Below are 20,240 nucleotides of genomic sequence, written 5' to 3'. Positions count from 1 at the left end.
ATCCGAAAAAACAGAGGCTTTGTTACGGGAATTTATCATGCATTAGTAATAATTACATAGAAATTACAATGTAATTACAATTAACTAATAAGCTTGAAGACCCCCATGGTGGTCCGTTATAGTTCTTGCTGTGAGAGAAATTCAAACAGTTGGGGGTATTCATATATGTTTTCTGTACGTCAATCGATGAAGTGGGCCGGTGGTTTCGCACTCGGAACGGGACTTCTTGCAGCAGCACCGGCCGTGTCGGACGCAGCAGACCTATTAAATAAAGGGGACCGCGGGGACGATGTATCCGAAGCACAGTCCGTCCTCGAGGATGAAGGCTATTACGACTACGCCGTCGACGGCATCTACGGCCCGATCACGGACAGCGCCGTACGCAGCTTCCAGCGTGATCAGGGCTTGACCGTGGATGGCATTATCGGGCCGAACACCCGCGCGGCACTTGATGACGTGGACGGCGGCGAAGCAGTGGAAGGAGCTTCCACATCCGAATCTTCTGAAGGCAGCTCCTCAGAAAGCGAAAGCAGCAGCTCTTCGGAAGAATCGACAAGCAGTGACGCCAGCACAGGCGGCGACACCATGACGATGGAAGCTACCGCTTACACGGCTGAATGTGCCGGCTGCAGTGGTATTACCGCTACAGGCAAAAACCTGAACAACGACCGCGACGCTAATGTTATTGCCGTAGACCCGGACGTGATCCCGCTTGGCTCCACCGTGAAGGTTGAAGGCATGGGCACGTATGAAGCAGCCGATACCGGCGGTGCCATCAATAACGACCGCATCGACATTCACGTACCAACAAAATCGGACGCTTATGAATTCGGGCGTCAGGACGTAGAAGTAACAGTAGTAGACTAATCAATAAACGAACAGAACCCGTCTTCCCAACAATGGAAGGCGGGTTTTTTAATATGTCTGAAGCTATAAAAAAGAGCACCGTTCAGTGCTCCTGTTAAACAGCCTTCGTATAGGGACGTGCGTCAATCTTATATTAATGAAGAAAATTCTCTGTTGTGGGCTTTGCTTACAGCGTTTTAATATCGGAGGATTCAAAGTCGTTCAAGCGGAACATGCAGTAGGCGAGGGTGAGAAATTCCGGAGTTGTTACGCAGGAATCCTGGATTTTATTAACGGAGGCCGAGACCTTCCATCCGGAATTTTTAAAGGTGATCGTAGCGACAGTTACTTTTTCGCACCGTACAATTAGTTGTTCGTGGCGGGTCTGGTAGATTTCGAGCTGTTCATCATTCACGCGTCCCTTTACATGAAAACGAAAGTAAGGGAAAAATATTTGATCACGCAGCTCAATTTCTTCTTTTTCGCTGCATGGCTGAAACATATAATGATAGCGGAGGCGCCGGTGCATCTTGCCTTTTTTTACACCCATGGCCATCCGCGTTCGGCCGTGCGTATCTTTAAACCGGTAAGCGTCCCCGGTACGCATATGATCGGTGTTAACGTCGATGGATGTGGCGTCGGCCCGTTCAAGAAGGCCGACCGTTTCCCCTCCGTGGTTGTAGACTGGAACTGAATTGTGGGAGGAAAAGAAAAGTATATCGTTAAAGATCCATTCCTGGTTCTGCATAGATGCTGTCCCCCCTTCATGGTTTGCGCGGTATGCGCGAAACCACCACGCTGTTTATCTATGTATGTCTACGCATTCAAAAAGGGCATTGTTTCACTTATCGTTGTCATTATTTCCCGTCTTTGCCTCCAGGCAAACCTTGGACAAAACAAGGAACGGCTGGAAAGTATCTAAAAAATTGTGCGATACTAAAGAAAAAGGAGGCCAAAAAATGAATGCGGTAATTGAAGCATGGACGAGATCGTTAATAGAACGCGAGGAGGACGCAGCCGTTATCACGAATCCGGCTGATATTTACTATGCAAGCGGCTTTTACACAGACCCGCATGAACGGCTTTTAATGCTTCTCCTTTTTCAGCAGGGAGAGCCTCTGATTGTCTGCCCGGGAATGGAAAAGGCGCTGGTGGAAAAAAGCGGATGGGATGGAAGCATTGTTACCTACACAGACAGCGAGGACCCGTGGGAAAGCGTGAAAAAAGCACTTCATAAACAAATGCCGAATCCTGTCCGGATCGCAGTGGAGAAAAATCATTTATCTGTGGCCCGGTTCGAAAAGCTGCAGCAGATTTATCCGGGAGTCCGCTATACAGATTTTGAGCAGGTGATTATGCAGAGCCGCCAGGTGAAATCATCGGAGGAGCTGAAGCAGATTCAGCACGCAGTGGATATTACTGAACGGGCGCTTGAAACCGTTGCGGAAGGGCTTTGGGAAGGAGTGACTGAACGGGAGGTCGTTCATCAGCTTGAAGAGGTAATGAAAAAGCAGGGAGCGGACGGTGCGGCTTTTGATACGATCGTCCTGTTCGGAGAAAAAAGCGCCTCTCCGCACGGCGTTCCGTCAGAAGTCCGGCTGCAAAAGGGAGACCTGATTCTGGTGGATCTCGGTGCCCGCTACGGACGCTTCTGCTCCGACATGACTCGCACCTGGGTGTTTGGCGGAGCCGATGAAATTACCCGGGAGCGTCTTGAGATTGTGTCGGAGGCGAAAACAGCAGCGATAGAGGCGTGCCGGGACGGCGGACGAATCGGGGACGTGGATAAAGCCGCGCGGGACGTACTTACAGAAGCCGGGTATGGCGATTATTTCATCACCCGCGTCGGTCACGGTCTCGGTATGGACGTGCACGAGGCGCCATCGATTCATAGCGAAAACGACGAGCTTCTTAAAGCCGGGATGGTACTCACCATTGAGCCGGGTATGTATATTGAAGGATGGGGCGGCATTCGTCTCGAGGACGACGTGATTGTCGGCGAACAAGGCGGGGAAATTATGAATCGTCTCGGGACGCTGCTGGACGTGTAACAGCCGGCGCAGAAAAAGGGCCTGAAGCGCATGTATGCGCAGCAGGCCCTTTTCGTCGTTTACGTACGGCTGTACGTATCAATAAAAGCAGTCAGGGAACGGAACGTCTGCCGGGCGGCAGGCTTATCCATGATAAATTGATATTCGTGTTCGACCGGCGTTTCATCCTTATCGTAAAAGATATCCCGAACAGGCACGCGGCGGCTTAACAGGGCAGCAAGCCGGCGCCCCTGGGTGTCGAAGGAGTTTTTATTGCCGTCTGTAATAAACGTAGGCGCGAATTTTTCCGGTGGACGCTGGAGCATCGATATTTCCGTAAGCGCGGGAGCTTCCTCCCAGTTGTAAGTGCCGATGTATGCCCAGCCGATGCGCTTGAACAGGAAGCGGTTGAACCAGCCGAGCGGTGCGCCGGCGATCTGGCGAAGGTCGTACGGGCCGCAGAACAGCAGTACCCCTTTAATATAAAGCGGATCAATATGCCGCCTTACCGGCACCCAAGGGGAGTACCCCTCGTTCAGCTGGATGGCCGCATACTGGGAGACGATCTGTGCCCCGGCAGAATCGCCGGCGAAAAAAATATTGGTCAGATCGATCCCATACTCATCGGCGTGCCGTTTAATATAGCGGTACGCTTCATCGAGCTGGATTAATGGCGCCGGGTAAGCGGCGGCCGGTGCGAGTGCGTAATTAATGTTGATCACATTATAGCCGGAGGCAGCCAGATAGGTCACGTATTTGGAAGCATCCTGCTTGTCGCCTGCGACGTAGGCGCCGCCGTGCATCCAAAAAATAACCGGCGTTTTTTCTTCTTTTTTCGTCGTCAAAATAATATCAAGCCGTCCGTTACGGTATTGGGATTCGTAGTCAATATCCTTATACTGTACCGTTTTTTCGGCTGCTTCGGCAAAGTCGGGCGCTTCGGTTTCGAGGCCGCCCTTGAAGGCCTGCTTTACATACCACGCAGCCGGCCGCGGTGAAAAGAATGCATAGGCAGCTGCTGCAGCGATTAGTCCGCAGGCGCCAAGGCCTGCCTGTTTGACGAGTTTGTGCATAAACATCTTCTCCTTGTGTGGGTTTTGTAAACGTTAACTTCTACGTACGGTACTGTATTCCCTTTTAAAGAAAAATTTATACATTTTATTATTCAAAAGAATGTTTGAATAAAAGAGTGGAAGTGGTATAATATAATCAAAAGATGATTTGAATATAAAAGGTAAAGAAACAGGGAGGAGACATTATGGCACATGAAGGGCACAGCCATGATCACGGAACGACAAACCAGACGGCCCTGAAATGGTCATTTATTTTAATTACTGTTTTCATGGTCGTTGAGGTGATTGGAGGCCTGTGGACGAATAGTCTGGCACTGCTTTCTGACGCAGGGCATATGCTGAGTGATTCAGCAGCGCTCGGCCTCAGCTTTGCAGCAATATGGTACGGCAGCCGGAGCGCGACCTCTTCGAAAACTTACGGCTACCGGCGGTTTGAAGTGCTGGCTGCGTTTATCAACGGTCTCGCGCTGATGGTGATTGCTGTATATATTACGTATGAAGGCATTCATCGTTTAATGGATCCGCCGTCCGTGGTGAGCACAGGGATGCTGATCGTGGCCACTGTCGGCCTGATCGTTAATATTGTTGTGGCCCGCATTCTTCACAGCGGGGATAATCACGAAAATTTAAATGTCCGGAGTGCGTTTCTCCACGTTATGGGAGACCTGCTCGGCTCGGTCGGTGCCATTACAGCTGCGATTTTAATCATGCTGTTTGGCTGGAGCCTTGCGGACCCGATCGCAAGCATGGTCGTTGCGGTGCTTGTTTTCATCAGCGGTCTCCGGGTGCTGCGGGATTCGGTGCACGTGCTCATGGAAGGCACGCCGGAGGGAATCGACACGAAGCAGATAAAGGAACATCTGCTCACTGTCGAGCACGTCAAGGATCTGCACGATCTGCATGTCTGGTCGATTACGTCAGACTTCCCGGCGCTCAGCTGCCATCTGGTCGTTGAAGAGGGCACGAGCCAGCAGGAAACGCTGAAAAATGCCAACGAGCTGCTGCACAGGGAGCACGGCATCCACCATACGACCATCCAGATCGACATGGAAAACCGCGAAATCTGCGAAGACACGATATGTAACTAAAAAAGCCGCCCCGTGAAGGGCGGTTTATTTTATTTGAAGGCACGTTTGAGTGCGTGAATGATTGTCGCCCACGCCTCAAGTGCGGTTTCTTCATTTCCCATATGGGTAAATCCGTGGCTGGTCGTAGAAAAAGGATAATGCTGCACAGCGACGCCTGCTTTTTCCAGGCGACTTACATATTGCGTCGCCTCCCGGGCGAGCGAATCATATTCAGCAGTGATAACAAGCGCCGGAGGCAGGCCTTCGAGTTGTTCAGCATATAATGGCGAGACGTAGGGGTGACGGGCATCCTGCGGTGTCTGCAGGTAGCTGTCGTTGAAAATCTGCGCAATGTACGGCGGAATGGCGGTCGAATAAGCCGGCTTCTCATAAGGATCCGTCTGCAGGTCCAGAACCGGATAATCAAGAATCTGCAGCTTCGGGAGCCTGTGGCCGGTATCACGCAGCATCATGCTCGCTGTGGCGGCAAGGTTGCCTCCGGCGCTGTGGCCGCCGAGCACGTAGTTATCCATCTGCAGCGACAGGCGCCCGGCATGGGCTGTCAGCCATTCGACAATTTCAAATACTTCAAGCACCGGGGCCGGGAAGCGGGTCTTCGGCGCCAAATGGTAGTCAATGTTTACCACCACACACGGCACTTCAGCGGCAATATATTTGCACCAGCCCGCGTCTTCGCTGGCACTGCCCATCACAAAGCCGCCTCCGTGCAGGTTGATATATACCGGAAGTTTTTTGGAAACGTCCGCAATCGGATAATAAATATGTACCGGTGTGGCTCCAGGTGTCGTTTCGACCAGATACGAGGAGGTGCTGACCGAATCAGCCGGCGGCGGGGTAATATACGACTGGGACTGCTGACTGACGCGTTTTTGAAAAGAGCGCAGCATGGCTGCCTGCGTAGACGTTTTCCATTTGGTCATAAGTAACTGCTTCCTTTCCTGAAAAGTATTAACAATCATATTCCTGTTTTCAGGCAGAAATAAACAGGACACGCCCGTTTAAGGCGTGCCCCGCTTTAAATTTCTTTCTCGCGCTGAGGTCCAAAGGCTTCAACAAGCAGCCAGATGCCGGTGAGAATGTGCATAAACATACCGACAACCGGGATATAGGCGACGACGGACGTAATAATGCCGAGTATGTTGCCTGTTTTCTTTTGTTTGTCATAAATGGACGCGATAAGAGCGATAATATGGACAACAAGCATAATATTCAGCGGCACATAGCCTGTACTGATAATAATGAGCCCGCCTATAATTGGGATACCGAGAAACAGTTCGATCCCGCCAGTGACCCATTTGAGTATTCGGGATACTTCCATGAATGGTTGCCTCCTTTTGATGTGCGTTTACCACTATACGTCTTTTCCCTGTAAAAGGTTTCGTTACGCATGAAAACGCAAAAGGGCTGATCGCTATGGAGAATAAAAAATCAATGTTAAGATAAAAAGAGTATATTATTATGTACCATTTTCCTCGTTTTATTCAGCGGCCTTCTTCTCCACAGTCGGCTTGAATGCTCTCCTATTAATTCACCGTAAAACTATAAAACATAACGCATGCAGGGTATGTGTCATGAAAGGAACGAAACATATTGGACTTTTTGGAAGCAAACGATGGGGCCGTTCTGCTTGTCGGTTTACTGCTGGTGGCCGGAGTTATTGTTGCTAAATTTTCGAACCGGCTCGGTCTGCCTGCCCTCGTGCTGTTTATTCTGATCGGCATGCTGATCGGAAGCGACGGCCTGGAAATTATTTATTTTGATAATGCTGAAGTAGCCCAGCTGGTCGGTATATTTGCCCTTGTGATTATTCTGTTTGAGGGTGGCCTGCAGACAAAATGGGCGACTGTGCGCCGGGTGGCGGTGCCTTCGATTTCGCTTGCTACCGCGGGCGTGGTGATTACCTCCTTATGCGTAGGAGGCATGGCATATCTGCTGCTCGACTTTACCTGGTATGAAGCGCTTCTTCTCGGCTCGATTGTCGGCTCGACCGATGCGGCGGCCGTTTTCGCTGCCCTGAAGGAACGAAATATTAAAGCCAAGCTCGGAGCTACGCTTGAAGCCGAGTCGGGAACGAACGACCCGATGGCTGTTTTTTTAACGATATCTTTTATTGAACTGCTCACAAACATGGATGCCAACATCTGGATGCTCATTCCGTCATTTTTCTGGCAGATCGGGGCAGGCATTGTTTTAGGACTGCTGTTTGGCCGCTTCGCTTCGTTTTCGATCAATCATATCGGTCTTGAATCCAGTGGTCTGTATCCGATCTTTTCGGTGGCCTTTGCGCTTCTGGCCTACAGCGTGACAGCGGCTGTTGGAGCGAGCGGGTTTCTGGCAGTATACATAGCTGCGCTTGTCATCGGCAACTCTGAGCTGACGTTCCGTTACTCGATCTTTCAATTTAATGAAGGGTTCGCCTGGATGAGCCAGATTCTGATGTTTATTATTCTTGGTCTGCTTGCTTTTCCGGGTCAGGTATTTACGGCAGACGTGATGCTTGCCGGCATTGCGCTCTCCTTTGTTCTAATGTTTATCGCACGGCCGCTTGCCGTTTTTATATCTACGGCATTTCTCGGCTATACGATGAAGGAGCGAACGTTTCTCTCCTGGGCGGGCCTGCGCGGAGCGGTGCCGATCGTACTTGCAACGTTTCCCGTGGTCGCCGGTCTCGATAATGCCCAGCTGATTTTTAACCTCGTATTTTTTATCGTGTTGACGTCCGCGCTTATCCAGGGCTCAAGCATCTCCTATGTGGCGAAGCTTCTCCATCTGGTCGGGCCGAAAAAAGAAATACCGTACCATTCCATCGAGCTCGTCAGCATGGGCTCGGCGAATGCGGAAATGGTGCAGTTTGAAGCGAGTGAGGAATCGGCGATTGTAGGGAAACAGCTGTATGAAATCAATTTTCCAAATGATGCGACCGTAAGCGCGATGGTGCGAAATAATGAACTCGTCACCCCGGGCGGTAATACTGAGATCCAGGAAGGAGATTTTCTGTACATTCTCGTTTCCAGACAGCAAAAGGACGATCTGCGTCGGCTGCTCAACCGCAAGAAGCACCCTGAACCTAAGACCTCCCCGTAACGGACCGCTGCCTTCCAGCCTGGAGGGCAGCTTTTTTTGGTATAGGGGAAGCGTTTGCATATAATTTATTGATACAGCAAGCTTTCATTCGTTTTCAATCCTACTGATTTGTATTAAGATAGAACACGTGCAGCTTCAGGAAAATAATGAAAGAACCGAGGCGAGACGGATGTCTATTATTGATATAATTACGCCGGTGTTTATGATGGCCGTGATGGTGGTGATCGGTCTTGTTACCTCTAAAATGATCGATGTATCGGTGGAAACGCGCCGTTTTATCTCCTTTGTGGCTATTAATTTCGCACTTCCGGCTGTAGTCGTATACAGCATTTTTCAGCTCGAATTCAACAGCTCCACCTGGGCGTCATTTGCTATGGTTTATGCTTGCGCGCTCGGGCTTACGTGGACCGGGATGGCTCTTGGCTATTCGATTGGGCGCTCGTTTCATTATACTGACATGGAAGCCCGCCAGCTTGCGATCGTGTCAGGGTGCGGCAATACCGGGTTTATCGGCATTCCGCTCATTACAATTTTGTTTGGAACAGAAGCCGGGTCGTACGCGGCGGTGTATGATGCCGGGACCATGACGAGTGTGTTCACTATTGGTATTCTGCTGCTGAAGCCGGGACGCTTTTCGTTCCGGCAGCTGACAGCCATTTTAAATACGCCATTTTTGACGCTTGTCAGTTCGGTGCTGCTTGCCTCCGCCGGTATTATGCTTCCGATGATTTTTCTCGAAACGGTAAACACCATTTCGGGGCTGGCCGCGCCGCTTGCGATGATTCTGATCGGGCTTTTGATTCCGACGATTACGTCTGCGAACTGGAAAATGGTGAAGACCGGGTACAAGCGGTTTATGGGTACAGCCGTACTCGTGAAGGTATTCGCCGTGCCGGCTGCGGCCTGTCTTCTGGTATGGCTGCTGCCGATTCCGGCGCTTCTCGGTAAAATTATTATCGTGCAGGCGTCGATGCCCACCTTTACACTGGCAACTGTATTATTTGAGCGCTACATTCACGGCGGCTCCAAGCAGCTTGGTATCGTGGCACTGATTGCCACAACGGTCATCAGCCTGCTTCTTTTACCGGTCACCGTGTTTATCGCGCAGCATATCGCCGGATAAGCCGAAGCATCCTGGGTGCTTCGGTTTTTTTATAGAGGAGAACTGGTTAAAGTTTTAGTTAACATATTTTTAAATTTGTAAACTGAAAGCCAGCTTATTTCAAAAGAATGAGAAATATTGAGCGTAAAAAAGCACCGGAGCGGCTGCTCCGGTGCTTTTTTGTATTCGTGCTATTCGTCTTTTTTGATGGCGCGACCCTGCAGGTCGTATTCGCGGTAGCCGGTGTTGGCTTTGAAAAGCACTTTGTCGTAGCGTCCGGATCTCGACTCTTTGGAAACAAGCGTGCCGATCCAGCCGCCGAGAAAGCCGAGCGGTACGGATACGATCGCCGGGTTGGTGAGCGGGAAGATCGCCTCGGCGGCAATAAATGCGCTGCCGTCAGGGTTCATAACGTTCGGGCTGATGGCAACCAGGCCGACTGCGCTGATAAGACCGACTGCAATCGCTGTAATAGCGCCGTTCGTATTGAAACGTCTCCAGTAAATTGTGTACACAATAACCGGGAGGTTCGCACTGGCGGCTACACAGAAGGCGAGTGCCACAAGAAAGGCTACGTTTAAGTTCTGCGCAAAGATCGCAAGCGCAATGGAGAGAATAGCCACTGTCAGTGAAGCAGTACGGGCTGCGACTACCTGCTCGCGTTCGGATACTTTCCCTTTTTTAATGATCTGTCCGTACAGGTCGTGGGCGAAGGCACTGGCTCCGGAAAGCACGAGGCCTGCTACCACGGCGAGAATAGTCGCAAATGCTACGGCACAGACGAAGGAGAACAGCAGATCGCCGCCGAGCGCCTGGGCAAGAAGCGGTGCAGCCATGTTACCGGCCGGGTTGGCATCAATGATTTCTGTTCGACCGACAAAAATCGCTGCGCCAAAGCCTAAGCAGACGGTTAAGAGATAAAAGATACCAACAATCCAAGTAGCTGTAACAACCGAGCTCCGCGCTGTTTTCGCATCTTTAACAGTGAAAAAGCGCATGAGAATGTGTGGAAGACCGGCTGTACCAAGTACGAGTGCAATCATGAGAGACAGTGAATCAAGCGGCAGGTTATCCTGCTGTCCCGGATTCAGGAAATTGGTTCCGGCAGGTGTAGCCTGTCCTGCTTCCCGGAACATAGCAATGACGTTAAAGTTAAACTGCCAAAGAACCATGATGGAAATAATCAGTGTACCAATCATAAGTAGTACAGCTTTTGTGATCTGTACCCAGCTGGTGGCAGTCATGCCGCCAAACAGCACGTATGTGGTCATCATGACACCTACGAGAATAACGGCCCAAATGTAAGGGATGCCAAACAGCAGTTGAATTAAAGCTCCTGCCCCTACGAGCTGGGCAATCATGTAGAAAATGACAATGGTGATTGTACTAAATGCCGCTGCCCCGCGGATTTTTTTCGCATCGAAACGCGCATTCAGCATGTCAGCAAGCGTAAACTGGCCAAGGTTACGAAGCGGTTCAGCGACCACAAACATAACGACAAGGTAAGCAACTAAGTAACCGATGCTGAAAAGAAAACCGTCAAAGCCGTATAGGGCGATGGCACCGGCAATCCCGAGAAAGGAAGCAGCTGATAAGTAGTCCCCTGAAATCGCAAGGCCGTTCTGCCAGCCGGTCAGTCCGCCGCCGGCTGTATAGAAGTCACTGGCCGAGCTGGTTTTTTTCGCTGAAAAGTACGTAATGACGAGGGTGAGGCTGACTATTGCAAGAAATAGGATTATGACTGTTGCATTCATGAATGATCCCCCTTAGCTTTGCGTTCTTCTTCTTCGATGATAGCTTCGGCGTCTTTATCGAATTTGGCGGATTTACGTACGTAAAGAATACAGAGTGTCCAGGTCATGGCAAACTGCGCAAAAGCGAGAATCCAGGCCCAGGTGATTGGTCCGATTGCCGAATTGTTCAGCACGTCCGAGGTAAGAATTAAAACCGGAAGAGCCAGGTAAAATAGCAGGAAGAACACCGTTAAGGGCGCAATAAATTTTCTTTTTTTCGACATGAGGTTTTTAAACTTAGGGTTTTCCACAGCTTCGGAATATTTTACTCCGCCGCCAGAGGTAAAGGTTTCGTTGGTTGCATCAGACTCTTTTTCGACAGGCATATTTTTTCCTCCTTTTTCAAATAAAGTTCAATTAGCGTAAGGTAAGAGTATCGACAGAAACGACATGCAGCAGAAAGGAAGGAGACAAATTAAACTTATAATATGAAAGCGCTTCCGTCAATCGAAAATGTCAGAAAAAATCCAAAATTGTTGCATAACAGTAGGTTAGAAACATAAATTAGTTCGAAACTCCTAGTTAATAATTCCGGCGACAAAAATCTTTCATGAAAATAGGCTAAGACCGCGTTATTCGTTATAATAAGTCATGAACGAAAGGACGGGGTAATGGTGTGGGAAAAACAGTTTGAAAGTGAAAAATGGATCAAGCAGCAAATTGCTCAGTTGTACAACAGTGTGAACCAGGAGATGTACGATGTTGGGGTGAAAACGTTAAAGGTCGAGCTGTTACAGCACAAGTGTATTATTTTTGGAGAGCATAAAAGAGTGCCCGCGCTGCGGGCGCTCGAACAGCGCAATGAGGCTCTGACCAGCCAGGTGGATGCGGCACTGGTGGACGAATTCAAGAAGCGGCTGCATCATCTGCTGGTCCAGGAGCTGAATTTGCCGGTAAGAACTGTATTGAAGGATTTTGATCCTGTATCAGGGGCTGCGGCGACCGTTATTTACCTGGAAGAAAAATCGCGTTAGATTATATGACATCCTTCCTTACAGGCTGCCTGGATAGAAGTAAAATAAATACAAATAGTTAAGAAGAAGACCTGCTGTAGACCGGCAGTTCTTCTCTTTCCATCCAGACGGAAGCTTGATTCCTGTTAAACGGGAATGAAGAGGCCGGAGAAACGCAGGAGCAGATACCTGTGCCTTTCTCCGGCTTTTTTTTATAAAAGGAGCGAGATGCATGGACCATCTGCATGATATTATTCCGCAGCTTTCTGCAGGCGAAAAACAAATACTGGCGACGATTACGAATGTGGAGGGGTCGGCGTACCGTAAGGAAGGTACGTCCATGCTGTTAAAGGCAGACGGAAGCTCTGTGGGTATGCTGAGTTCGGGCTGCCTTGAAGGGGATCTGCATTGCCGGATTGAGGACGTGCATGCAGAGGGAGCACAAGTGGTTTCGTATGACATGCGGGGCTACGAAGAGCTTTCCTGGGGAGAAGGCACGGGGTGCAACGGAGTGATTGAAGTGCTGCTTGAACCGGTAACGGACGAGCTGGAAGCCTCTATGCGCAGCATGCACGCTTTCGTGAAACAGGGAGAAGCAGTGCTGAGGTGGGCCACGACTACAGAGAGCGGATGGTTCGTCTGCGGCGGGGAACCGGACGAAAAGGCAGAACAGTTAGCCGAGCAGGCGGCTGTGATGAAGCGTGGGAGCGGCCGTTCTTCTGTTTCAGACAGCCGGGGCGAAAAAATATTTGTCCAGAAGATCCTGCCAAGGCCGAGACTGTTTATTTTCGGTGCCGGCCCGGATGCACTTCCGCTTGTACAAATGGCGGCGCGGTGCCGGTACGAGGTAACGGTTCTCGACTGGCGCCTGGCTGCCCTGAAAACAGTCAGAAATGAGGTTCCGGAGGCCGGAAGGGTGCGCGGGTTTCCCCATGAATGGTGGTCGGAGACGGTGTTTCGCCGCGGAGATATGGCGGTGATTATGACTCATCATTTTGAAAGAGACAGAGAGGCGCTGACGCATCTTTTGCAGCAGCCAATGGCATATATTGGTGTACTCGGTTCAAAGGCGAGAACGAAACGCCTGCTGCAGACAGAGGTACTGCCGGAGATTGTTACAACCCCTATCGGTTTGTCGATCGGAGCAGAAGGCCCTGAAGAAATTGCGGTAAGCGTGATCGGAGAGCTGATTGCTCTTCAAAACGCCGCAAAAACTGGAGAGGTGATGGCATGAAAACGGCGGTAATTTATTTAGCAGCAGGGAAAAGCTCCCGCATGGGCCACAACAAACTCGAAAAACCGTGGAGAAATACGACGCTCGGGAGCAGTGCGTTGCAGCAGGTGCTAAAGAGCAGCGCAGAGGAAGTTATCGTCGTGACGAATCAGTCTGTATGGATAGATAACAGAATATTCGAACAAAATAAACGTCCGGTGCGTCTTGCAGCCAGTCCGCTGGCAGTGAACGGGCAGGCATATTCCCTCCGGGCTGGAGTGAACGAAGCAGTACGTATTGGAGCGGAGGCGGTTCTCGTTGTACTTGCCGATCAGCCCGGTCTGACAGCGGAGACGATTGACCGGTTAATAGCGCAGGCACAGATACAGACGTGCGATTTTACCGGGATGTGGACCGGCAGGCATTACCAGCCGCCTATGCTGTTTAAAAAACAAATGTTTGCTGCTCTGCAGAGTGTGGAGGGTGACCGCGGGGCTGCTTCTATTCTGCGAAGGACGCATACGTGGACAGGAAGCCCGTACGTAGGCTTTAGGCAATTCGAGCAGCTTGACGTTGACACCGAGGAGGAATACAGATGGATGCTGCACACACACCAGTAACGCCGGTGGTATGGATGCCGGAAACGGTACAGGAAGCTTTTGCTCTGTATCAGGAATATTTTCCTGATGCGGAATGGATTGCCGGAGGCACGTGGCGGCAGGTCGAGCGGGAAAAAGGGAGGGCGTTTACCGGCAATGTGATCGTGCTTGAGCGTATATTCGGGCTCTCTTCTCTGCAGGAAGAAGAAAAGTACGTACGGATCGGAGCCTGTATGACACTCGAACAATTAATAGAGGAACCGGTTATTTCCCGGGAAATACTGGGGGAAACGCTGCGGCGGATTGCTGCTCCGGCTGTCCGTACGCGGGGCACCATCGGCGGCAACATTATGTACGGCCACGGAGATACCCTGCCGGCACTGATTGCGTTGCAGGCTGAGCTCGAAATCTGGAACGGGGAATCGTATGCCCGTATTTCAGTGGAAGAAGCAGCTTCCTATGACGGTATATTTCTATTAACAGCTGTGCTGCTGCCAAAAACGCTGGAAAAAGGACCGGACAGCATACACTTTTTTGAAAAAATCGGACGCAGGGAAGCATTCACTGCCTCGCTCCTTGCTGTAAGCGGCTGCGCCCGCAGGCAGGGAGACGGAAGCATGAGGGCGAGGCTTGCGTTAGTAGGCGGAAAAGACGCCCCGGTGCGGCTTCGCTATGCAGAAGCATGTGTGGCCGAATCCGGATGGACCCCGGAAGCGTTCTTTGAGGCTCTTGCAGCTGATTATCAGCCGGAGGATGAACCGTTTTCTTCAGGAAACTACCGCCTGCAGGCGGCTGCCCACTTATTTTTATCCCACCTGTGGCTCGAAGATAATGCAGAAAAGGGAGGTGTGCATAAAACATGAAACAGCCAGAAAATCAGCGCCGGCCGGACGCTGTACCGAAAGTAACCGGAGCCTTGAAGTATTTAACCGACCGTTTTGAAGAAAATATGCTGATCGGAAAAGTGCTGCGAAGCGAATACCCGCACGCCCGTATTAAAAGAATCGATACGTCAGCGGCCGAAGCGCTGGCGGGCGTTCATGCGGTGCTGACACATCATGATGTGCCGGGGCTAAACCGCTTTGGCATCGTTATGCCGGACCAGCCCGTATTTTGTGAAGACAGAGTACGCTATACGGGAGATGCAATAGCCGCAGTGGCAGCAGACTCAAAAGAAACGGCAGATCAGGCCCTGGCAGCCGTAGTAGTGGAATACGAGCCGCTGGCTGTGCTTGATTCGATCGGAAAAGCGCTGGCTCCCGAAGCTGAACAGCTGCACGAAAATGGGAACATCCTGCATGAAGCTTCCTATACACGCGGGGATCTGCAGGAGGGCTTTACGGGCTGTACCTGTATTGTCGAAGAGACGTATCAGCTGCCCCGTCAGATGCATGGCTATATGGAAACGGAGGGCGGGGTGGTTGTCCCGGAAAAAGATGGGGGCATTTCCGTATACATGGCTACACAGCACGGGTTTAAAGATCGTTTTCAGCTGTCGAGAATTCTGGACGCTCCGGAAGAGAAGATACGCATCATTTCAAGTCCAATCGGAGGGTCGTTTGGCGGCAAGGATGAGCTGAACCTGCAGCCGTACGGGGCCCTGCTGGCACTGAAAACAGGGCGTCCGGTGCGGGTGCATAACACCCGGGAAGAGTCGATACGGGCAGGATTGAAGCGCCACCCGATGACAATTACGATGCGGACAGGCGCTGATGATAGCGGACGCATACTCGCGCATGAAACAACTATTTATGCGGATACCGGGGCTTATGCCACCCTCGGCCCGGCGATTCTGGACTTTGCTGTCGAGCATGCCAGCGGGCTGTATCCCATCCCAAACATTACGACCACCGGTGTTTCCGTGTTTACAAATAATGGCGTAGCTGGGGAATTTCGCGGTTTTGGCGGCAATCAGGTAACGTTTGCGCTTGAGGGGCAGATGGACCGGCTGGCAGAAAAGCTTGGAATGGAAGGGACGAAGCTGCGGGCCAAAAATATGAGAAAGCCTTCAGACGCCGGCCCGCTTGGCCAGGAAATTGCTCCGACGGACGGTGGACAAATGATACTTGAAGACGTCACCGCCTGGCAGCAGCTGCCGCTGAGTAATGCGGGAGAAACCCTCTGGGTGAAAAAAGGCCGGGGCGGTGCTGTATCCATGCACGGAGGCGGTCTTGGCTACGGACGGCTGGACCCTTCCGGCGGGCGGCTTGCTCTTACAAAGGATGGAAAGCTTGAAGCTGCTTTCGGGTTTGAAGAATGCGGCCAGGGCATTACAGCCGTAATTGAAACGGTGATGAAAGACACATTTTCCTGCAAGGAAGAGGATATTGAAATAACAATCGGTGATACAAATAAAGTGCCGGTTTCAGGTTCAACGACCGCTTCACGCGGCACGAGTATGGTCTGGACAGCAGTGGAAAACATGAAGACCTCCTTTCGCAGACAGCTGCTTAGTGAAGCATCGAGAGTAACCGGTACGGCTGCAGCAGAGTTATACCTGGAGACAGGAGGCATTCATAAAAGAGGCGCAGAGCCCTCGCTCTTTTTAAGCTACAGGGCGTTGGCAGAATATGTACAGGACGGGGATATTGAGACGCACACGTCGTTTGATTTTCCGGTGACGCCGGATGAAGTTGACTCCGGTCATTATTTGTATTCCTTTGGCGGTGTAAGCGCAGAGGTAGAGGTAAACCTTTTAACCGGCACCGTGCGGGTGCTTGATTTGAAACAGTCTGTATCGGCGGGGCCGGTCATGTATCCGCAGGGGTACAGGGGACAGATTGAAGGCGGCGGCATCATGGCGCTCGGGTACACGTTGATGGAGGACGCCGTGATGAACGGAGGGCACTATCAGACGGAAAACTTCGATACGTACTTGATGCCGGGAGTAAAGGACCTGCCGGATAATGTGACGGTAAAGCCGCGTGAAGAAGTGATGGAAGGGGACATTCACGGACCAAGGGGCGTCGGGGAAATAGGAACAATTGCAGTGGCGCCGGCCATTGCGGAAGCTATTTACCAGGCCATTGGAGCCCGTCCGGAAAAGCTTCCTGTTTCCAGAGAGTGGGTACTGCAACAGATTCAGCAAAGGGGGCTTCTGCCTTGGAACAAACCAGAAAAGATTCCCGGGGGATAGAGCACCGGCAGGGCACATACGCGTGTACCTTCCGGGTCAACGGTGAAGAAGTGAGTGTCGATGCTTTTCCGATGGACCGGGTCGTCGACCTTTTAAGAGACCGGCTGCATGAAACAGGCACGAAAATTTCCTGCGGCATCGGCCGGTGCGGTGCATGTTCGATCTGGGTGGACGGCAGGCTCACAAGCTCGTGTCTGCTGCTTGCCTACCAGGTGGAAGGAAAAGAAGTGACGACTATCGGGGGCATGGGTACAGAGGAGCGCTGCAGTATAGTACAGGAAGCATTTATGAATGAAGGAGGCTTTCAGTGCGGCTACTGCACGCCGGGCATGATCATGGCCGCGGAGTCGCTGCTCAGGCATACGCCGGACCCGGACGATGAAGAGATCCGGGAAGGGCTGGCCGGAAACATATGCAGATGTACCGGCTACAGCGGCATCATCCGGGCGGTGAAAGCAGCCGCCGCCAATCTCCAGTAATAAATCAGGCCCGGGCTTTTTGCATGCCTGCATAGATTAAAAAACCATACAAAAAGCCGGCATTCCCAAGCTTGCCGGCTTCCCCCTGTTATATCTTTATTTACGTTACTTTCCGGAGTGGTATAACGGTCTTGTATCTGCGGGACACAGTATCATACGCCTGCAAAAGCCTTCGCATTACTTCCACTTTCTTCTCTGAGTCGACGCCCTGATCCAGAATCGTACGGGATAACTCCATGAAGCTCTGATGCGGATCATCAGAAGATTCAAGCAATTCCACATAAAGCGTCTCATTTTTCTCCGGCACTGCCATTCGCCCCCTCTTAACACTTTTTACACCATTGTCGAAAGGAAAAGTTCGTTACAGTTACCGTACCACGATATAAATTTGGAAGAAATGCTAAATAAGTAACAATTCTAATTACAGATAGCGTGCTTGAGGGGATCCCGGTCTGATAAAAGAGGCAGCAAATGCAGGCCGCATTTATAGTATTGTACTAAAATATATGCGTTAAATGCTTTAGTATCAACACTTCACTGTTTTGGGTAAAAACGGAATACAATAATCATAAAAAAGCGCAGGCGGGAACTAGGTCCTGCTTTCAAGAATAAAGCCCTATCTTTTTTTCAAGGTGCCTGAAAAGCATGCTGATGCATAGTAAAATGTGAAAATACTGGTATATAAGTAATTTTGAGATAAAGAAACTAAAAAGTACGAGGAAAGTATTAAATATGCATTTTAAAGGACTATTTACCTGTTTTCACCTTTTTCTTTATCGAAAAAATCGATATTTGGAGTTTTTTGCACGCTTTTAATTGAAAAAAAGCTCCCTTGGTTAAAATGTGCAAAAAATTTACAAATATTAATGCTTTAGAGTGCTTTGAAAAGACGGCTCCAGAAGCAGAGCTTTTCAAGTAAACATTCATATGACTGATGTATATATAGTTATATTTAGTAATTGGAACATATTAATATATATAAGGAGTTAATTACTTCTTAACAGGTTTTTTCGCTTCCCAGCCGGAATAACGCGTGCTAAAATAATTTTTGTGTGAAATTTTCGGTAGGGAAGGGGGGAGAAATAATGGAGTATATCTTGATGGCTGCATTGGCCTGGTTTATGGGTTATTTTCCACTGTTTGAAATTTACATTGCAGTACCTGCAGCGATGGGGGCAGGATTTGATCCTGTATCGGCTGTTTTGTGGGCGGCTGTAGGAAACTTTATGGCGGTGCCGACCGTGACGCTTTTTTATCGCCAGCTGGAGAGAGTCAGCTTTTTCTCCAATTGGATGAAAAAATTGGCCGGCAACCGGTTCCGGGGCAAAATAGAGCAGTACGGAGGCTGGGTTATTCTGCTGCTGGCGCCGATTGCAGGCGTCTGGGCCATTGCCGTGATTGCCAAAGCCATCGGCATGTCAAAGCGGACATTGTTTCTCTCCACCGGTACGAGTATTCTCATTTACGGTATTGCCATTGCCGGGTCAATGCAGCTTGGCCTCGGTTGGTTTTAAGGTCTAAAACAGCAAAAAGGCCGGCAGCACGCAAAATCATGCGGCTGCCGGCCTTTTTATGGTTAAATCATTTCTTCGCGCCGGTGCTTGTTCCCGCGCCGGTTGATCTGCCAAATCCGATACAGGTTGGTAACGACCACTTTTATGAGGGCGTACGCCGGTATAGCGAGAATCAGGCCAAGGAGTCCGAACATGCTGCTTGCAAACAGCAGGACGAAAATGACGGTGACGGGGTGCACCTTCAGCACACGTCCCATAACCTGCGGAGAGATTAGGTTGGATTCAAACTGCTGGATAACAACGACACCGAGAATAACGAGCAGCGCGGTAATCGGGGATTGAAATAACCCGACGATTACGGCTGGTATTGTGCCGATAAACGGTCCGACAAATGGAACGAGGTTCGTCAGCATACAGATGATGCCGAGAATGAGCACGTAGTCGAGACCGATAATCCAGAAAAGGATCATGGAAAGAATACCCACGATAAAGCTGACGGTAATCTGTCCCTGAATATAGTTCGCAAGCGCACGGTCCATATCCTGTAAAATTTTGTGTACCTCCGGGCGATGTTCACGATCCACAAATTTCAGCATAAAGCCTGGAAGCTTATGGCCTTCGCGCAGAATATAGAAAAGCACAAACGGAATAACAAACAGGATAACAAAGAAACTGACGATGGCACTCCCTATTGTAACTATTGTTGAAACAAGCGAATCCGTGATCGTACTGGCTGAATTCTGCAGCTGGGAGCCAAGAGAATCCATAGAGATGTCATTCCCCTGCATTATTGGCTGTATAGCCGGATGGTTCTGGTTGTTCATGATAAAGGACTGTACCTGTTCAAAGTAGCGGGGAATCTGGTTGATCAGCTGATTAAACTGGCTGGCAATAATCGGGCCGATTAAATTTATAATCAAAGCAATGACACCGACAAGCACACCGTACAAAAGCAGGATGGACAATGAACGGGGTATGTACTTGGAGATCATAGTAACAAACGGCCGGAACAAATAGCTTAAAATGCCGGAAATAATAATGGGAGCGGCGAGCGTTCCTACTAATACGAATAAGGGCTGAAAAATATAGTCTACCTGCCGGGCCATAAAGGCAATGGCTAAAAAGACCAGTATACCTAACGATACACGAAACCATTTGTATTGGTACATGTTTTACAATCACCACTCTTTTCTTAATAAGGGATAAACGAAAATCAAGACGTTTGTACACGTTCCCTTCATTATACAGGCGGAAACATAAAACTGTACTTAATGGGAGCAAAATTTTTCTAAAAAAGCATAAAAAAGCACCCGTCCCGAATGAGAACAGG

The 20,240-nt window shown here is 50.2% G+C and carries 20 protein-coding genes; 12 read left to right on the top strand and 8 right to left on the bottom strand.

Translation table 11 applies throughout. The features are described from left to right. Positions 1-165: 165 nt before the first annotated feature. Complete coding sequence (locus tag ACTRXI_RS06170; protein ID WP_474261583.1) at positions 166-867, top strand: peptidoglycan-binding protein; 702 nt, start codon at positions 166-168, stop codon at positions 865-867. 166 nt (positions 868-1,033) lie between these two features. Here ACTRXI_RS06170 and ACTRXI_RS06165 read toward each other — a convergent pair whose 3' ends face one another. Beyond that, the gene (locus ACTRXI_RS06165) at positions 1,034-1,594 is read right to left on the bottom strand and encodes a hypothetical protein (protein ID WP_474261582.1); all 561 of its coding nucleotides are present in this window, start codon (positions 1,592-1,594) and stop codon (positions 1,034-1,036) included. Positions 1,595-1,805: 211 nt separating this feature from the next. Here ACTRXI_RS06165 and ACTRXI_RS06160 point away from each other — a divergent pair, with 211 nt between their 5' ends. Then, positions 1,806-2,897 carry a M24 family metallopeptidase gene (locus ACTRXI_RS06160; RefSeq protein WP_474261581.1) on the top strand — a complete coding sequence of 364 codons (1,092 nt, stop codon included), beginning with the start codon at positions 1,806-1,808 and terminating at the stop codon, positions 2,895-2,897. A 59-nt stretch (positions 2,898-2,956) separates the two neighbouring features. Here ACTRXI_RS06160 and ACTRXI_RS06155 read toward each other — a convergent pair whose 3' ends face one another. Then, the gene (locus ACTRXI_RS06155) at positions 2,957-3,949 is read right to left on the bottom strand and encodes an alpha/beta hydrolase (protein ID WP_474261580.1); all 993 of its coding nucleotides are present in this window, start codon (positions 3,947-3,949) and stop codon (positions 2,957-2,959) included. A 185-nt stretch (positions 3,950-4,134) separates the two neighbouring features. On the opposite strand from ACTRXI_RS06155, the gene ACTRXI_RS06150 reads away from it, so the two are divergent. Then, positions 4,135-5,037 (top strand): cation diffusion facilitator family transporter, encoded by a 903-nt coding sequence (locus tag ACTRXI_RS06150; protein WP_474261579.1) that lies wholly within the window; start codon positions 4,135-4,137, stop codon positions 5,035-5,037. A 29-nt stretch (positions 5,038-5,066) separates the two neighbouring features. On the opposite strand, the gene ACTRXI_RS06145 is transcribed toward ACTRXI_RS06150, so the two are convergent. Further along, a complete protein-coding gene (locus tag ACTRXI_RS06145; RefSeq protein WP_474261578.1) occupies positions 5,067-5,957 on the bottom strand; it encodes an alpha/beta hydrolase in 891 nt (296 codons plus the stop codon). A gap of 95 nt (positions 5,958-6,052) precedes the next feature. Continuing rightward, positions 6,053-6,355: a hypothetical protein gene (locus tag ACTRXI_RS06140; RefSeq protein ID WP_474261577.1), complete on the bottom strand. Its 303-nt coding sequence runs from the start codon at positions 6,353-6,355 to the stop codon at positions 6,053-6,055. 272 nt (positions 6,356-6,627) lie between these two features. Here ACTRXI_RS06140 and ACTRXI_RS06135 point away from each other — a divergent pair, with 272 nt between their 5' ends. Together ACTRXI_RS06135 and ACTRXI_RS06130 are read left to right on the top strand one after the other, a co-directional pair. Further along, positions 6,628-8,121, top strand: a complete 1,494-nt coding sequence (locus tag ACTRXI_RS06135) for a potassium/proton antiporter (protein WP_474261576.1) — start codon at positions 6,628-6,630, stop codon at positions 8,119-8,121. A gap of 169 nt (positions 8,122-8,290) precedes the next feature. Further along, a complete protein-coding gene (locus tag ACTRXI_RS06130; RefSeq protein WP_474261575.1) occupies positions 8,291-9,244 on the top strand; it encodes an AEC family transporter in 954 nt (317 codons plus the stop codon). A 170-nt stretch (positions 9,245-9,414) separates the two neighbouring features. Here the strand turns inward: ACTRXI_RS06130 and ACTRXI_RS06125 are convergent, their stop codons facing one another. Together ACTRXI_RS06125 and ACTRXI_RS06120 are read right to left on the bottom strand one after the other, a co-directional pair. Next, the gene (locus tag ACTRXI_RS06125; RefSeq protein WP_474261574.1) at positions 9,415-10,977 is read right to left on the bottom strand and encodes a solute symporter family protein; all 1,563 of its coding nucleotides are present in this window, start codon (positions 10,975-10,977) and stop codon (positions 9,415-9,417) included. Beyond that, on the bottom strand, positions 10,974-11,342 hold the full coding sequence (locus ACTRXI_RS06120) for a DUF485 domain-containing protein (protein ID WP_474261573.1): 369 nt from the start codon (positions 11,340-11,342) through the stop codon (positions 10,974-10,976). Before ACTRXI_RS06120 ends, ACTRXI_RS06125 begins: the two co-directional genes overlap by 4 nt. Positions 11,343-11,627: 285 nt before the next feature. Here ACTRXI_RS06120 and ACTRXI_RS06115 point away from each other — a divergent pair, with 285 nt between their 5' ends. From ACTRXI_RS06115 to ACTRXI_RS06090, 6 genes are all read left to right on the top strand, one after another. After that, positions 11,628-11,990, top strand: coding sequence for a Na-translocating system protein MpsC family protein (locus ACTRXI_RS06115; RefSeq protein ID WP_474261572.1), 363 nt, complete (start codon positions 11,628-11,630; stop codon positions 11,988-11,990). A 211-nt stretch (positions 11,991-12,201) separates the two neighbouring features. Continuing rightward, the gene (locus tag ACTRXI_RS06110) at positions 12,202-13,203 is read left to right on the top strand and encodes an XdhC family protein (protein ID WP_474261571.1); all 1,002 of its coding nucleotides are present in this window, start codon (positions 12,202-12,204) and stop codon (positions 13,201-13,203) included. After that, positions 13,200-13,802: a nucleotidyltransferase family protein gene (locus ACTRXI_RS06105; RefSeq protein ID WP_474261570.1), complete on the top strand. Its 603-nt coding sequence runs from the start codon at positions 13,200-13,202 to the stop codon at positions 13,800-13,802. The genes ACTRXI_RS06110 and ACTRXI_RS06105 overlap by 4 nt, the downstream gene beginning before the upstream one ends. Next, a complete protein-coding gene (locus tag ACTRXI_RS06100) occupies positions 13,778-14,644 on the top strand; it encodes an FAD binding domain-containing protein (RefSeq protein WP_474261569.1) in 867 nt (288 codons plus the stop codon). Before ACTRXI_RS06105 ends, ACTRXI_RS06100 begins: the two co-directional genes overlap by 25 nt. Next, a complete protein-coding gene (gene pucD / locus ACTRXI_RS06095; RefSeq protein WP_474261568.1) occupies positions 14,641-16,917 on the top strand; it encodes a xanthine dehydrogenase subunit D in 2,277 nt (758 codons plus the stop codon). The genes ACTRXI_RS06100 and pucD overlap by 4 nt, the downstream gene beginning before the upstream one ends. Further along, complete coding sequence (locus ACTRXI_RS06090) at positions 16,914-17,396, top strand: (2Fe-2S)-binding protein (protein ID WP_474261671.1); 483 nt, start codon at positions 16,914-16,916, stop codon at positions 17,394-17,396. The genes pucD and ACTRXI_RS06090 overlap by 4 nt, the downstream gene beginning before the upstream one ends. Before the next feature lie 100 nt (positions 17,397-17,496). Here ACTRXI_RS06090 and ACTRXI_RS06085 read toward each other — a convergent pair whose 3' ends face one another. Beyond that, positions 17,497-17,703 (bottom strand): hypothetical protein, encoded by a 207-nt coding sequence (locus ACTRXI_RS06085; RefSeq protein ID WP_474261567.1) that lies wholly within the window; start codon positions 17,701-17,703, stop codon positions 17,497-17,499. A gap of 778 nt (positions 17,704-18,481) precedes the next feature. On the opposite strand from ACTRXI_RS06085, the gene ACTRXI_RS06080 reads away from it, so the two are divergent. Then, positions 18,482-18,910, top strand: a complete 429-nt coding sequence (locus ACTRXI_RS06080) for a small multi-drug export protein (RefSeq protein WP_474261566.1) — start codon at positions 18,482-18,484, stop codon at positions 18,908-18,910. A gap of 62 nt (positions 18,911-18,972) precedes the next feature. Here ACTRXI_RS06080 and ACTRXI_RS06075 read toward each other — a convergent pair whose 3' ends face one another. Beyond that, on the bottom strand, positions 18,973-20,079 hold the full coding sequence (locus ACTRXI_RS06075; protein ID WP_474261565.1) for an AI-2E family transporter: 1,107 nt from the start codon (positions 20,077-20,079) through the stop codon (positions 18,973-18,975). Positions 20,080-20,240: the final 161 nt, after the last annotated feature.

Source organism: Marinococcus sp. LNHM4E3-1 (assembly GCF_056034405.1).
The sequence above is the reverse complement of the archived record's forward strand: the minus strand, read 5'-3'. Positions and strand labels throughout refer to the sequence as shown.

What these genes read in the sequence shown, in the direction of transcription:
- ACTRXI_RS06155 (WP_474261580.1), bottom strand. Translation starts at nt 3,949, where the DNA reads ATGCACAAACTCGTCAAACAGGCAGGCCTTGGCGCCTGCGGACTAATC.
- ACTRXI_RS06145 (WP_474261578.1), bottom strand. Translation starts at nt 5,957, where the DNA reads ATGACCAAATGGAAAACGTCTACGCAGGCAGCCATGCTGCGCTCTTTT.
- ACTRXI_RS06115 (WP_474261572.1), top strand. Translation starts at nt 11,628, where the DNA reads ATGGTGTGGGAAAAACAGTTTGAAAGTGAAAAATGGATCAAGCAGCAA.
- pucD (WP_474261568.1), top strand. Translation starts at nt 14,641, where the DNA reads ATGAAACAGCCAGAAAATCAGCGCCGGCCGGACGCTGTACCGAAAGTA.
- ACTRXI_RS06170 (WP_474261583.1), top strand. Translation starts at nt 166, where the DNA reads ATGTTTTCTGTACGTCAATCGATGAAGTGGGCCGGTGGTTTCGCACTC.
- ACTRXI_RS06100 (WP_474261569.1), top strand. Translation starts at nt 13,778, where the DNA reads ATGGATGCTGCACACACACCAGTAACGCCGGTGGTATGGATGCCGGAA.
- ACTRXI_RS06105 (WP_474261570.1), top strand. Translation starts at nt 13,200, where the DNA reads ATGAAAACGGCGGTAATTTATTTAGCAGCAGGGAAAAGCTCCCGCATG.
- ACTRXI_RS06080 (WP_474261566.1), top strand. Translation starts at nt 18,482, where the DNA reads ATGGAGTATATCTTGATGGCTGCATTGGCCTGGTTTATGGGTTATTTT.
- ACTRXI_RS06130 (WP_474261575.1), top strand. Translation starts at nt 8,291, where the DNA reads ATGTCTATTATTGATATAATTACGCCGGTGTTTATGATGGCCGTGATG.
- ACTRXI_RS06150 (WP_474261579.1), top strand. Translation starts at nt 4,135, where the DNA reads ATGGCACATGAAGGGCACAGCCATGATCACGGAACGACAAACCAGACG.
- ACTRXI_RS06075 (WP_474261565.1), bottom strand. Translation starts at nt 20,079, where the DNA reads ATGTACCAATACAAATGGTTTCGTGTATCGTTAGGTATACTGGTCTTT.
- ACTRXI_RS06125 (WP_474261574.1), bottom strand. Translation starts at nt 10,977, where the DNA reads ATGAATGCAACAGTCATAATCCTATTTCTTGCAATAGTCAGCCTCACC.
- ACTRXI_RS06110 (WP_474261571.1), top strand. Translation starts at nt 12,202, where the DNA reads ATGGACCATCTGCATGATATTATTCCGCAGCTTTCTGCAGGCGAAAAA.
- ACTRXI_RS06140 (WP_474261577.1), bottom strand. Translation starts at nt 6,355, where the DNA reads ATGGAAGTATCCCGAATACTCAAATGGGTCACTGGCGGGATCGAACTG.
- ACTRXI_RS06165 (WP_474261582.1), bottom strand. Translation starts at nt 1,594, where the DNA reads ATGCAGAACCAGGAATGGATCTTTAACGATATACTTTTCTTTTCCTCC.
- ACTRXI_RS06120 (WP_474261573.1), bottom strand. Translation starts at nt 11,342, where the DNA reads ATGCCTGTCGAAAAAGAGTCTGATGCAACCAACGAAACCTTTACCTCT.
- ACTRXI_RS06160 (WP_474261581.1), top strand. Translation starts at nt 1,806, where the DNA reads ATGAATGCGGTAATTGAAGCATGGACGAGATCGTTAATAGAACGCGAG.